Source organism: Streptomyces sp. ITFR-6 (assembly GCF_031844725.1).
Classification (GTDB): Bacteria; Actinomycetota; Actinomycetes; order Streptomycetales; family Streptomycetaceae; genus Streptomyces.
On sequence record NZ_CP134613.1, the window covers coordinates 24610 to 37171 of the forward strand.

At 71.2% G+C, this 12562-nt stretch carries 14 protein-coding genes; all 14 read right to left on the reverse strand.

Going from position 1 to position 12562, the window contains the following annotated elements:
* Positions 1-19 precede the first annotated feature (19 nt).
* The 14 genes from RLT59_RS37865 to RLT59_RS37930 all read right to left on the reverse strand — a co-directional run bounded on the left by RLT59_RS37865 (position 20) and on the right by RLT59_RS37930 (position 12377).
* Positions 20-1219, reverse strand: coding sequence for a ParB/RepB/Spo0J family partition protein (locus RLT59_RS37865; RefSeq protein ID WP_311308024.1), 1200 nt, complete (start codon positions 1217-1219; stop codon positions 20-22).
* Entirely contained in the window at positions 1216-2442 is a 1227-nt protein-coding gene (locus RLT59_RS37870) for a ParA family protein (protein WP_311308025.1), read from the reverse strand. Before RLT59_RS37870 ends, RLT59_RS37865 begins: the two co-directional genes overlap by 4 nt.
* 155 nt (positions 2443-2597) lie before the next feature.
* Entirely contained in the window at positions 2598-2888 is a 291-nt protein-coding gene (locus RLT59_RS37875; RefSeq protein WP_311308026.1) for a hypothetical protein, read from the reverse strand.
* Positions 2885-3133 carry a hypothetical protein gene (locus tag RLT59_RS37880; protein WP_311308027.1) on the reverse strand — a complete coding sequence of 83 codons (249 nt, stop codon included), beginning with the start codon at positions 3131-3133 and terminating at the stop codon, positions 2885-2887. The genes RLT59_RS37875 and RLT59_RS37880 overlap by 4 nt, the downstream gene beginning before the upstream one ends.
* 162 nt (positions 3134-3295) lie before the next feature.
* Positions 3296-3793, reverse strand: a complete 498-nt coding sequence (locus RLT59_RS37885; RefSeq protein WP_311308028.1) for a hypothetical protein — start codon at positions 3791-3793, stop codon at positions 3296-3298.
* Positions 3794-3820: 27 nt separating this feature from the next.
* Positions 3821-3982: a hypothetical protein gene (locus RLT59_RS37890; RefSeq protein ID WP_311308029.1), complete on the reverse strand. Its 162-nt coding sequence runs from the start codon at positions 3980-3982 to the stop codon at positions 3821-3823.
* A gap of 295 nt (positions 3983-4277) precedes the next feature.
* A complete protein-coding gene (locus RLT59_RS37895; RefSeq protein WP_311308030.1) occupies positions 4278-6800 on the reverse strand; it encodes an FtsK/SpoIIIE domain-containing protein in 2523 nt (840 codons plus the stop codon).
* Between the two features lie 164 nt (positions 6801-6964).
* Entirely contained in the window at positions 6965-7483 is a 519-nt protein-coding gene (locus tag RLT59_RS37900; protein WP_311308031.1) for a hypothetical protein, read from the reverse strand.
* 48 nt (positions 7484-7531) lie between these two features.
* On the reverse strand, positions 7532-8032 hold the full coding sequence (locus RLT59_RS37905; RefSeq protein WP_311308032.1) for a hypothetical protein: 501 nt from the start codon (positions 8030-8032) through the stop codon (positions 7532-7534).
* Positions 8029-8277: a hypothetical protein gene (locus RLT59_RS37910; RefSeq protein WP_311308033.1), complete on the reverse strand. Its 249-nt coding sequence runs from the start codon at positions 8275-8277 to the stop codon at positions 8029-8031. Before RLT59_RS37910 ends, RLT59_RS37905 begins: the two co-directional genes overlap by 4 nt.
* Entirely contained in the window at positions 8274-8864 is a 591-nt protein-coding gene (locus tag RLT59_RS37915) for a hypothetical protein (protein WP_311308034.1), read from the reverse strand. The genes RLT59_RS37910 and RLT59_RS37915 overlap by 4 nt, the downstream gene beginning before the upstream one ends.
* Positions 8861-9154 (reverse strand): hypothetical protein, encoded by a 294-nt coding sequence (locus RLT59_RS37920; protein WP_311308035.1) that lies wholly within the window; start codon positions 9152-9154, stop codon positions 8861-8863. The genes RLT59_RS37915 and RLT59_RS37920 overlap by 4 nt, the downstream gene beginning before the upstream one ends.
* Positions 9155-9244: 90 nt before the next feature.
* A complete protein-coding gene (locus tag RLT59_RS37925) occupies positions 9245-9604 on the reverse strand; it encodes a hypothetical protein (RefSeq protein ID WP_311308036.1) in 360 nt (119 codons plus the stop codon).
* Positions 9605-9668: 64 nt separating this feature from the next.
* Positions 9669-12377, reverse strand: coding sequence for a hypothetical protein (locus RLT59_RS37930; RefSeq protein WP_311308037.1), 2709 nt, complete (start codon positions 12375-12377; stop codon positions 9669-9671).
* Positions 12378-12562: the final 185 nt, after the last annotated feature.

Genomic DNA, 12562 nt, shown 5'->3' on the forward strand with positions numbered 1-12562 from the left:
AGCGGGGCGCAGCGCTCCATCAAGTAGATGTGTTCTGGGACGATTCGCTGCCCAGCTCCTGATCCCTCAGTTTGTTGAGTGCTCCCGTCAGCATGTGGCGGTCGAACTCCCCCATCTGCGCAACCACCGCATTGAATGTCGGCTCCCAGCCTCCGGGCGGAAGCTGCCAGGTCGCGCCAGCTCGGTCATCGCCAACGTCCACGCTCGACTCTGGTGTCTGCTCAACCGTTGTCGCCGAATCATCGAAGTGGCTTCGCCGAGGTTCCGGCAGAGTCGCTTCGCCTTCATCCTGGCGCTCCTCTGTGACCGATCCGCTGGAGGACGGGTGCTGCGAAGGGTTCCCCTCCCGGACCTTGGGTGCCGCACTCCCTACCTGCTGCCCATTGTCGGCATGGGTGTCCGGTTCGGTCAGCGGCTTTACCGCGGTAAAGCCGTCGGCCAGCTGGGGTGTCGATGGCTTCTGGTTGGTGGGCGAGGGCCGGCGGGTCCTGGGACGCTCTTTCTCCTTCTCCCGCTCCAGTACGCGGTTCTGCCAGGTGCTCAGCTGTCTGTCAGGCGGCAGCTTCACCAGGGTGCGTGTCTCGCGGACGGGCAAGTCCCCGCTGCTTACAAGAGCCTGCAGTTCCGGGGCGAGGTTGAGGAGATACATCTGCTGGGTCACCCAGCCGCCGGACTTCTCGTAGTGCTTGGCAACTTCGGCGTTGCCGCCGAGCTGCTCAACCATGGTCTGGATACCCAGGGCCCGTTCGATCGGGTCGAGGTCTTCCCGGTCGTTGTTCTCGGAAAGGACCGCGTCGAGGAAGGTCGCGCGGGACTCGGCGATGCTGTCGTCGACAATGACTTCGAGGGTTCCGCTCCCGGCCTCTTTGGAGCCGCGGAAGCGCCTCTCCCCGTTGGCGATGACGTAGCGGGCCGTTCCTACGCTGTCGGCTTCCTCTTCCCACAGCATGAGGTACGCGTCCCGTGTGACGGCAACAGCTGGCGCCAACTGCTTCTTCTTGACCTTCAGCCCGAACTCGAGGAGTTCCTTCTTGCCACCGAAGTTGCGGCGCGGGTTGAACCGGGTCGGAACCAACTGCTCAAGTGGGATGGTCCGCAGCCGACTATCGGGAGCCCCGACGGTTGCTGCTCCGGTGGCGGCAGCGACAGCCGCCCGGCGGGCGCTGACCCCCTGAGTATTGGCGAATCGGCCGGCACCGAGTTCGTCGGCCTTGCTCATGAGATCTCCCGTGCGAGTGCACGCATGGCCACGGCCTGCTGGCTGCGTGGTGCGTAAGAGAGCAGCGGGCGCTTCACGCGGACCGCTTCCTTCTGCTCCTTCAGATCGCCGACGAGGCCGACAACGCGCGGATCCTTTATGTCTACCCAGCCTTGGAGGGAGGAGGTGGCGATGTATCCGCGGCGCCCGTCGTACAGATTGACGACGATGCCGAGGTAGTCGATGACGATGGCCAAGTCGCCGCGAAGGTCTTCGAACTGGGTGGTGAGGAGTTCGTAGGCGTCGGCGCTGCTGTCCTCTGCCTGGACCACGATCAGGGCGCCGGACTGGCCGGGGGCTTCTCCGTCGCGGCGGCGGCCGTAGTAGGCAGCGGCGTCCATGCTGAGTCCGAGGCTGGGCGGGCAGTCCACGATGATGACGTCGTAGTCCGCTTCGAGTGGTGCGAGGGCGCGTTCGAGGGCGGCTTCGCGTGCGCGGACTGCGGAGAGGCGTACGTCGAGGAGGAACGCGTCGTTGCATGCGGGCAGGAGGTGGAGGCGTCCGCCGAAAGTGTCTTCCTCGACGGAGACGACGAGGTCGCGGAGATCGCCCTTGGGGTCGCCGGCCATGTGGTTGGTGAGGCTGTCACCGGTCATGGGGAGCGGGGTGGCGCCGAGTTGGTTGGTGAGGTGGCACTGAGGGTCGAAGTCGACGAGGAGGACCCGCAGGCCCAGGCCGGGCAGGTTTTCAACCTCGAGCGGGCCTTCCTCCCCGGAGGCCGCAGCAAGCTGTTTGGCAATACGCACGGGGTGGAGGGCGTTGGAGTCCTCTGCCATCGCTTCGCCAGTGCCCGCAGTGATTGCGGTTTTACCGACACCGCCCTTCTGATTGCAGACGACGATCCGGCGGCTGATCTCGGGACGTTCGATGTCGGGGGCGGGGTTGGTGTCGAGCCACAGCTGGACGGACTGGGCCAGTCCCTGGATGAGCGAGACGCCGCGGTCGGCTGTCGTCTCCCGGAAGGTGTCCCACAGGCCGTCAGGGAGGAACGTGGCGAAGGAGTCGGCACCGCGCGTATCGACGGTGCCGAGGCTGGCGGCCAGGTTGCACCACGCGTTGATGCCTTGCTCGACTGCGGTCTGGATCTCAACGCCGTGTTGGGCGGCGCGAACTTTCAGGGTCTGCCGGAGTGATCCGGGCAGCTTCGATACGACCTTCGGGCGGTCGCCGGCTGGAGAGCTCATAGGGGACACCCTACTAACGTCCATGATCCTCTGAAGTATTTAGACGTTAGTTGCATCCCGCGTGTCTCCTTCCGGGGCTTTACCGCGGTAAAGCCCCCAGGGACTCACCTCCCTCGCCAGCCCTCTTCGACGCTCCCGGCCGGGGGCGGTGGTGTTCAGAAGGGCGGCTCGTTCCAGGCCGGGACGGGCAGGAGCCGAATACGGAGCTCTCGTCGCTCGGACCAGCAGCCGCACGTCTCCGTCTCCGGGAACGGCCCGCCGGTCCACCAGCCGCCCTCGCCCCGGCAGTCGGGGCAGGAGCGGCGGGCGACGGGCGTGAGGTGGATGCGGTGCCGGTCGGCGTACAGCGTGAGGTGGCGGGCCTTGAGCACGACGGCTGCCGTCGTCGCGGTGAGAGGGAGGGCGGCGGCGAGCAGGAAGGCGGCCCGCAGACGGCGAACGGTCACCTGAGCGGGATGGCGCGGCAAGTGGTGGCGTGGTTGTTGGCGTCGGGCCGGATACGGAACAGGAAGTCCTGGTCCGGGCAGTCGGAGGAGTCGCCGCAGCCGGTGCAGTGCCAGCGGTTGTCCCGGGAGTGCTCGCCGGTGCCGGTCACGTCGACGAACGAGGCGCCGGTGGTGATGAACCGGATCAGCAGGTCGTTGGGGCGGTCGGGCTCGGTGAAGGCGGAGGCGCGGATGGCAGTGGTCATGGGGTGGGTGTCCTCTCGGATCAGGTGGCCAGCAGGTGCTTGGCTGATGCTGCGGTCGTTTTGAAGCCCGCCCCGGCCTGTGTGGCCGGGGCGGTGTCGTGTCGGAACGGGGGGGGTGCGACGTCCGGCAAGGCCGGGCGGGGCGAGATGCCGGGTGTGTGGCTACGCGTCCGCTCGGCCCCGCGACGGCAGGGGCGTGCTGGCGCAGTGCGGGCCGCCGCTGTCGCCGTCGTGCACGGTGTGGCCGTCGTTGCGTCGCAGTTCGGTGAGGATCTCCAGCAGGTCGTTCTCGTCCTCCAGCTGCCAGCCGACGTATCCGCGCTCGCAGGCGCAGGGAACGAGCAGGGTGAGGACGTCGCGGTAGTCGGCGTCGTCGGTGACGGTGTGGTGCAGCCACAGGCCGCCGCTCATGTTGGCCACCGCGCTCGGCTCGAACCCGTTGTCGCGCAGGGCGGGGTAGCCGGTCCACGTGTCGTGGTCCACCGCCTGGCCGAGGGTGTCGGGGTAGGCGGTGTAGACGTGGTCGGCGGCCGCGGTCTCCGCCCCGTCGCGCTCCTCGTCCGTGGTGAGGCGGGCGGTGGTGGCGACGATGTCGAACAGGAGGGCCAGCGGAGAGCCGGCCGCCGGGCTGATGGCGGGCGGCGTGAGGGTCTCGGTCATGGTGATCGCTCCTTCGAAGGTGGGTGTTCAGGCGGCCAGCCGGTGCGTGACCGGCGTGGTGGTGGTGACGTAGGTGCCGGGGGTGGGCTCGTAGCCCTGGGCGCACGGGTCGCAGCAGCCGACGGTGCGTAGGGGTTGGCGGAAGTAGTACCTCCGGCAGCGCTGGGGGCAGGTGGGCCTCGCGGCCATGGTCCGGTCCAGCGCCCATTTCTGTGCGGCGTGTTGGCGGGGCGGGGTGGATTCAGCGCTGGGGTCGAGGTGTTTCGTCTTCTCTCGTTGGTGACTTTGCGTGAGGTTGTATGGGGTGTTGGGGTTGTCGGGGGTGGGGCTGTGTGTATGGGTTGTCTGGGGTCCGCCGGGCGGGATTCTGGGGGCCCTTCTGACCCCAGACAACCCATACACGCAGGTCATGACCCCATACAGGTGCGGCATCCCCGACAAGGTGTCTGGGATGCCGCTGTAGGGGTTGTATGGGGTGCGGTGGTCACCCTCGGTATCTGTCGATGGCGGTGGTGAGGGTCTCGGCGTAGTAGCCGAGGCCGGGCTTGTCGGTGCCGGGGACGCGGAGCTGGCCGCCTGCCGGGCGCTCGACGTCGACCTCTCGGAGGAGGTTGTTGAGGGCGATTCCGAGCTTCCGCGAGTCCTGGTATCCGAGGGCCTGGGCGAGGGGTCCGGTGTGCATCCGGCCTCCTGCGGCGAGCACCGTCTTGTGTGCGCGCAGCAGCAGGATGGGCACGCCGTCGGCGGAGACGAACTCGTCGTCCTCGTTGCTATCGGGGAGGTCGGCGTCGTTGTCCCAGGCTTCGGTGTCGGAGTCGATCTCGTCGTCCAGGTCCTCGCCGAACTCCTCGTCCTCGTCGACCGGGGTGGGCGGTCGCTGGGATGCAGTGTGTCCGGACGGCGGGGTGTGGTGGGTGCGCATCGCCGCCTCGATCGGGTCGGTCCACTGCCCGCGCAGCCGTCCGGCGGCGGTGCGGGTGCGGGTGATGGTGTCGATCAGGGTGCGGAGGTCGGGGCCGTCGAGCCAGAGGGAGCGGATGCGGCGGTAGCGGTCAGCGAGGAGGATTCCCATGCCGCGGATCGCCGGGTCGAGGGTGGAGGCATCCCAGCCGGCCTTCGCCGCACCCTGGGAGAGTGCCATGTTGGACTCAGTGGTCTCGGTGACCCGCATCGCCCATTTCCAGGTCACGTTGCCGGTGACCAGGCGGGGCAGGACGCCGTCGGCGCCCTTGGTGACGACCTGGGTGGCGATGACGAGGATGATGCCGAACGCGAGGCCACGGGCCGCCAGCGAGGAGAGCGCCTCCTTAATCGCCGCACCGTGCTTGCGGTCGCCGGTGATGGCCGCGGCTTCGTCGATGACCACGAGCTCAAGGCCGCCGAGTTCGGCGATCAGGGCGGGGTCGTCGATCTGTTCCATGCCGTACCGCTTGAGGATCGCGGCACGGCGGTCCAGGTCGGCGACCAGGGCCTCCAGCAGAGCCTTTGTGCGCTTGGCGCCCTTGGTGCCAGGTTCGTCGATGAAGGTGGCGGCCAGGTTCCTCCAGCGGTCCTGCCCCGGTGCTTTGCCGTCGACCAGGCGGAGGTTCACCCGCAGGTCCAGCAGGGCGCCGGCGATGATGCCGCGCAGGGCCGCGCCCTTGCCGGAGCGGGAGGCCCCTCCGAGCGCCAGGCTGGTGTCCTTGAGCACCAAGTTGACCAGGGCGCCGAAGGCGTCGAACGCCACTGGAATGCCGTCAGTCCAGACGTCGACCGACTCCATGTCGGCCAGGGGAGAGGTCCGCGGCGTGGTGAACGGGTCTTCCTGGAAGGCGGCGACGGCGATCGTCTTGGCGTTGCCGCCGGCGGAGGCGTGGACCGGGTCCATGAAGAAGCGGGCGCGGTCCAGGCCCATCTCTCCGGCGATCTGGCCGAGCTTGGGCAGGACCGTCTCCACGGTCACTCCGTCGCCCGTGGGCAGGCGGACGTGCGCGAGCCATCCGCCCGGCACTCGGGTGATCGAGCCGGGCCGGGTGAGGCGGACGGTGCCGCCGCTGATCGCTCCGGCGGCGAGCATCGCCTCGGTGAGCTGATCGGTCTCCTCGCAGTCCAGCTCCCCCTCGACGGGCTCGGCCGGGGCGGGTGAAGGAGTGTCGGCCGGTGTCCAGGAGGCAGTGAAGCCAGGGGCGGCCCCGGCCGGTTTGGTGAACCCCGGCCCGGCCGGGGCGGCCTGATTGGGGATGAAGGCCGCGCCGGGAGGGCTCGCGGCGGCAGACGCGGACGCGGTGACCGGGGCTGCGGGGGCGGCGTAGTCGAGCTGGGGGGCCTCGGGCGGGGCTGCGCGCCAGGTGGTGAACCGTCCCTTCGCCCAGCCGACGGCCACCAGCCCGCTCAGGAGGCCGCCCAGGAGCGTGGGGCCGCCGAACTGGAGCATGCCCCACCCGGCGGCCACACCGGCTGCAATGGACTTCCAGCGGCGGCGGTTTCCCATGCGTTTGCGGTGGGTGGCGAGCTCCGCGGCGGTGGGCTCGCGGTGTCCGGTGTAGGGCTGGAGCTCAATCTGCCGGACGCGCTCGCGCCATGCGGCGGCCTCGGAGCGCAGCGCCTCGGCGCCCTTGCTGGCGCGTTTATGGTCGGCCGGGTCGGCGTCGTCGGTACTGCCCTCGGCCAGCTTCTCGTCGGCCGACTTCTCCAGCGCTTCGGCCTTCTCCGTCAGGCGCTGTGCCTCGCGGGCCTGGTCCTGCTGCCAGGCGGCGTGCCGGTCGTTGAGGAGGTCGACGCGGACGTGGGCGTCGGTGACCAGGGTGCTGTTGAACCATCCTGTGCGCTCGTTCGTGAGGACGCTAAGGCCCTCGCGGACGGCGGTGGCCTCGCGGAGCGCGGCCGCGCTGAGGAAGGTGGCGGTGCGGGCGACGAGACCGGAACGGTCGGCGGCATCGGCGTTGGTGTCGGTGGTGGTACTGGTGGTGGGCTCGTCGTCGACGAATTCGGCGTCGACGACGATCCGTTCGGGCAGACGGGATGTCACGGTGCTCCTCCAGGGGCACGGGATGGACAGGCAGATGGCCGGGGGCCGGGCGGTTACGGCCGTCCGCACACACGGCCCGCCCCTGCCGCCAGAGGCGGAAAGGGGCGGTGCGAGGTGGGTGCGGGCGACCGATGGCGCCGGGACACGGCGGTGGGGGAGTGGGGTCAGCCGACGTTTCCGAGGAGCTGCGTCCCGAAGTTGTTGACGGTGGGGATCACAGTGGCGGCCACCGCGCCGCCGAGGACGGCGGACAGGCCGAGCAGGACACCGGCGACGATGCCGCGTTTGGCGAGCTTCTTCTCCTCGGACTTGATCGCCTTCCACAGGCCGAAGACGACGACGGTCAGGAGGAAAAGCAGGATGTTGCCGTCGGCGGTCAGCTCGACCGGGGTGGCGCGGACGGCCCGGGTGGCGTCCCCGCCGGTGATCCCCCACAGCGCGAGGCTTCCGGCGCCGTTCCCGAACAAGGTGATGGCCCCGGCACCGAAGGCGATCAGGCCGCCGGTGCACATGGAGGCCATGCCCCCGTAGGCCATGCCGCCGGCGAAGGGGATCAGGGTCTTCCAGTCCTTCTTCTTGGACCTGAAGTTGGCCTTGAGCCAGTGGGCGGCGAAGTGGACCGGGATGGCGAGACCGATGGCCAGGCCGCCGGCGGTCAGGGTGGAAGTGGGCAGGTTGAGCACGGTGACCTCCGGTCACATACGAAAAAATGAGGGACGGAAGAAGAGGGGTTACTGGAAGGGCAGGGCGGCGGTGATCTGGTCGCCGAGGTGGTTCACGGCCGGGATGAGGGTGAGGGCGGCCAGGCCCGATGCCGCCGTGGTCAGTCCGGCTGCCGAGCCGGCCAGAGCGCCGGCCGTGATCTGGCGGCGCAGTTGGTTGTCGCAGCAGCGCCAGGCGAGTACGAGGACGGCCAGGAGTACGGTCGTGGCGACGGCGCCGCCGGGGCTCATTCCGGACGGCGCGGTCTCGGGCAGCAGCCGACTGCTGCCTGTGCCGGCGACGGCGTTGCCGAGGGGGTTGGTGAGGGTGGTGACGGTGCGGCGGGCGGCCCAGCCGAGCAGACCGCCGGAGCACAGGGCGCTGAGCAGGCCGATCACCAGACCCCCGATGATGGCGGCCGCCGAGGGGGCTTCGCGTCCGGTGCGCCACCACCGGGCAAGCGTGAGCACCAGGACCGCGGCCGCCAGGCCGAAGCCGCCGAGCGATAGTTGGGCCGGTGTCACGCTCACGGCAGGGCCACCGCCACGACGGACGCCATGAGGCTGTCCAGGCCGCCGAGCAGCGGGCCTGTGCCGAACACGATGGCGGCGCCGAGCATGGTGAGGGCACCGAGCACGATGCCGAGCGCGGCTGCTTCCCCGACGGCCCGAACCCGGAGGAAGGCCAGAGCCGCCCGGTGCTTGCGGAGGAGCAGGCTGGTCAGGAGGCCCAGGGGAAGGGTGCCAGTCAGAACAATGGTCTGGGCGCCGGTCATGACCACACCCCGGTGAGGAGATAGCCGTACAGGTGCAGGCCGGCCGGGGTGGCCACAGTGGAGACGAGGATGTTGCAGGTCAGGACCCGCACCAGCCACGACCGGACACGGTCGTGGCTGGTGCGCAGTTCCAGGATCCCGGCGACGGCCAGGGCGGCCATCATGACCCCGGGCTCGTCCCCGCAGATGTGGAAGACCTTGCCGGACACCGGGAGCAGAGTCAGGCCCGCGACGAGGGCGGTGCCGTTCCGTACCGGGCTGAGGCGGGACAGGCTGAACCGGGGCGAAGGGGCGGGGACCTCAGGGGCGACCGGGTAGTAGTGGTTCGTCACGTAGGTGACCGGCGCCGGCCCCGGGGGTGCCATGGCCGCCACACCGCCGCCCGGCCGCGGCGAGTGCGGAGGAACGGCCGGGGGGCCCGCGGGAGGCGGCGTGGGCGGGGTCCTGCGCCGGGGCGGCGGCAGGAACGGATCCGGCACGTCCATGGGCGGCGGGGGAGGAGGCGTCGTGTCGGTGCGCTCCCCGGAGAGTTCGACGACGGTGGGTTCGATCGGCTGATCGTGACGGGCCTGGGTGGTGTCGGTCATCGCTGGCGTCCCCGGTCGTCGCTGCTGGTCACGGTGTCGCTACGGCCGTACTGGTTGTAGTGGAGCCAGGCCCGCACCCGTGCCTCGTTCACGTCCGGGCCCGGGGCGGCCGGGGCGGCAAACGCGGGGACGAAGCCGGTGGGCAGCGCAGTGGTGGTGGGGAGTGGGGCCGGTGTCGGGGCGGGCATGGGGTGGCTGGGGAGGCGGGTGACGGTGAGCAGGGGATCGGCCAGGCACCGCGGGTGGCGCAGGCAGCGGGGAAGGCGGATGTGCAGGCAGGCGAACAGCACGAGCGCTCCAGAATGCGAATGAGGCGGAGGGCCGCACCGGGTATCGGTGCGGCCCTCCGGGAATGTGCGGGGGGTGTGGGTTCGTGCTGGTCAGCGGGTACTCCACCAGCCGCCGCGGTCCTGGCGGGCGCGCTCGGCGTCCTCCCATGCCTGGCCCTGGCGGGCGGCCTTCGTCGCGCCGGTGCGGTGGTACCTCGCGCGTCGCTTGCGCGCCGCCATCTCACTCGCGGACGGCCCGCTGTAGTCCTGTGCGAGCTTCTTGTCGTTGCCGATCAGTCCGAAAAGGGCCATGGTGATACCGCTCCTGACGTGGTGTTGGGGGTGCGTGGAGAAGCCGCTCCTGGCCGGGCCGTAGGAAGCGGGCCGGGAGCGGCTTTTTTCGGCCTGGCGGCCGTGGCCGTCACCAGATCCGCCCGCCAGGAGGTCGGGGGCGGTGCTGGTGGCGGCCATGGGTGCCAGGACCTGATCGAGGTCCACTGACCGGACCGCCGGACCGGACGGTCCGGCGGTCCGGTCAGTGGACCGGGTGCTGTTTGAGGGCGACGGAGATCTGTCCGGCGCGGTCCGTGGAGATGGACCCGCCCTCGGTCCGGACCGCGTGGGCGATGGTGGTCCGGTTCAGCGGCTGGTTCGCGGTCCGCAGCCGGTCCAGTGCGGTCCGCTCCAGGTCCGTGAGCGTGATGACGGTGAGGTCCGGACCGCCTTGCACGTCCCGGTCCGGACCGGAACCTGTGTCCTCACCCGGGCGGGGGACCGGTCCGGACCGGTCCGGCTCCTGCGGTCCGGAGGCGGGGTCGGCAGTCCGGACCGTGACCCTCGCCGCCGCAGGTGCGCCGTGGGCGGCGGGCACGGACCGTCCGGTCCGGTCCGGACCGGACGGGGTCCGCTGGTCAGCGCCAGTGTGACCGGCCGGACCGGACTCAAGGGCGAGCGCCGGTCCGGCGGTCCGGTCCACGGCTCCGGCGGTCCGGACCGGACCATGGACCGCGTCCCCCTGGTCCGGACCGGTGCGGACCGGATAGGGGCCGTAGTGGACCGGGCGGACCGGGGAGGGAATCCGGTCCGGTCCGGACCGGTCCGCGCGGGTGATGGTGAGGACGGTGGGGATGGCTGCCGGTCCGTGGTCGCCGGTCCGGACCCGGGGCACGACCACACGGTGCAGGGCCCGTCCGGTCCGGACCGCCTCCCGGTCCGCGAGGCGTGCGGTCCGGACCGCGTCGCGGTCCGCGAGCCGGGCACCGGCCGCGGTCCACGCCCGGTCCAGCGTGGTCAGGTTCGCGTCGGTGATCGCCAGCGACCAGGCGGTGAAGGAGTGGACCGGGTAGCGGGCCCAACGGACCAGCCCGATCGACGGCCTCGCCTTGGCGACCCGTCCGTCCTCACGCAGCTTGCGCCGGTGGATCAACGTCGCGTACAGCTCCCACAGCACCATCCCCACGATCGACATGGCGGCGAACGCGACGGCCTTCGGCGTGAAGTGCCAGTAGGTGATCTGCTCCGTCCACACCTGGGCCTTGTCGTCCCAGACGCGGCTGCCGGGCACCGGCTCACCGGAGGCGTGCCAGAAGTTCATGACCGCAGCCCCGAGGGCGAAGATCCACGTGCTGACGCGGTAGAGGGTTCCGGCGTCGCCGCCCTGGCGGGCCTGGTGATACATCCACCCGACGAACGCCGTGGACAGTTCCCAGGCGGCGGCGAACAAAATGGTGAAGGGGACGACCCAGCCGAGGATGTCCTCGGCGAACCCGGCCTGCCCGGTCCACGCGACCGCCATCGGCGCGGTGATCGGACCGATCACCAGCAGCCTCTCCGCGTTGACCTTCACGAACTTCCGGGCCCGGGCCGCCTTGGTGGGCTGGCCCTCGCGGGCTTTCGCCTTCCGGGCATCCTGCGCGTCCCTGCGCTCCTGTCGGGCCTGGCGCTTGAGCCGCTTGCGCTCCAGGGCCCGCTCGGTGCGGTCGGTGGCCCGCGTCATCCGGGCAGCGGCCTCGGCCACCAGGTCGTCGGCGGCCTTCAGCGTGACCTCGGCGTCGGCTTCCCGCAGCCGGGCCTGCGCCAGGGCCTCCTCCGCCTCCTGGAGGTCCGACGTCCTCTTCGTGCGGGCGTCGGCCAGGACCCGCTCGGCCTCCTCCCGCGTCGTGCGGGTCAGCCGTTCGGCATCCTCGGCCGCCGTCGCCAGCTGGCGGGAGGCGTCCTCCTCGGCCAGCTTCCGGGTACGGTCCGCGTCCTCACGGGCCGCTTCCAGCTCCCGGGCGGCGTCCTCACCGAGCCGCGCCGCCTGCGCCCGCACCCGGCGCAGCTCCTGCTCCGCGTCAGTCGCCGCCTCACCACGGACCCGGTCCGCGTCCTCGGCAGCCGCCGCCCGCGCACCGGCCACCTCCCGCGCCGCGTCCTCGCGCAGCGCGGTCACCTCCAGGACGGTCTTCTGCCGCAGTGCGGCAACCTCCTGCTCGGTCTCCTCGCGCTGCACGGTGAGCTCCAGGACGGTGCGGGAGTGCAGTGCTTCGGCTTCGGTACGGGCAGCGTCGAGCTGCTGGCCCGCCTCAACCCGCGCCCGGTCCAGCACCCCGAGCGCGTCGACCCGAATAGCGGCCGCCTCCTCGGCGGCCTGCTCCAGCAGCCCCCGGGCCACCTGCTCGGCGTCGTGGCGGATCCGGGCGGCTTGCTCCTGGGCGCGGCGTTCGATGGCCCGGCCGGCCCGTGCGGCCTTGGCACGGTGGCGGGCCGCGACCGCACGCGCGGCCACCTTGGCCTGCGCCGCGTCGGCGTGCGCCTGGTCGCGGATCTGCTGGGCCTCCTGCTCAGCGCCGGTGCGCAGCAGGCTGGTGCGGGTGGTGGACTCGGCCAGCCTGCGCCCGGCTTCCTCGGCGACCTCGCGCATCACCTGGCGGGCGTGACCGTCCGCGGCCGTGCGCAGCACGGCCGCCTCCCGGCCGGCGGCGGTCAGGAGGCCCTGGGCGCGGGTCTCGGCTCCGGCCACCAGGACGCGCGCCTCCATGCGGGCGGTGTCGCGGATCAGGTCGGCGGCGTCCGTGGCCCGGTCGCGGGCGTCCGCGACCAGGGCCAGCGCCTCCATATCCACCGTCACCTCCGCCACCGGCCCGGCCGGGACCGGGACGGTGTCGGGGGAGGTGGCGGTGGGCTGCGGAGCCGGGCCGGTCGCCACCGGCGCCGGCTTCTTGCGGGCGGGGGGCCTCTTACGGGCGGTTCGTGTGGCGGCCACGCCGCCTCCTTCCAGGTCGATGCCGCCCTCACAGGGGCAGCGGGGTTCGAACGAGAGAACAGGTGGTCCGGGCCATGCCCAGAAAGGGAGGAGCGAAGAGCGGGCATCCCTGCGCGCGGGCAGCCGATGCCGGGAGGGCACCGGAGGGCGGGCGGCGAACTGGCTGCCGCTCCCGGCTGGCGGGA

Excerpts from the sequence above, each read along its gene's own strand:
- RLT59_RS37865 (WP_311308024.1), bottom strand. The coding sequence starts at position 1,219 with ATGAGCAAGGCCGACGAACTCGGTGCCGGCCGATTCGCCAATACTCAG.
- RLT59_RS37870 (WP_311308025.1), bottom strand. The coding sequence starts at position 2,442 with ATGAGCTCTCCAGCCGGCGACCGCCCGAAGGTCGTATCGAAGCTGCCC.
- RLT59_RS37880 (WP_311308027.1), bottom strand. The coding sequence starts at position 3,133 with ATGACCACTGCCATCCGCGCCTCCGCCTTCACCGAGCCCGACCGCCCC.
- RLT59_RS37885 (WP_311308028.1), bottom strand. The coding sequence starts at position 3,793 with ATGACCGAGACCCTCACGCCGCCCGCCATCAGCCCGGCGGCCGGCTCT.
- RLT59_RS37890 (WP_311308029.1), bottom strand. The coding sequence starts at position 3,982 with ATGGCCGCGAGGCCCACCTGCCCCCAGCGCTGCCGGAGGTACTACTTC.
- RLT59_RS37910 (WP_311308033.1), bottom strand. The coding sequence starts at position 8,277 with ATGACCGGCGCCCAGACCATTGTTCTGACTGGCACCCTTCCCCTGGGC.
- RLT59_RS37915 (WP_311308034.1), bottom strand. The coding sequence starts at position 8,864 with ATGACCGACACCACCCAGGCCCGTCACGATCAGCCGATCGAACCCACC.
- RLT59_RS37925 (WP_311308036.1), bottom strand. The coding sequence starts at position 9,604 with ATGGCCGCCACCAGCACCGCCCCCGACCTCCTGGCGGGCGGATCTGGT.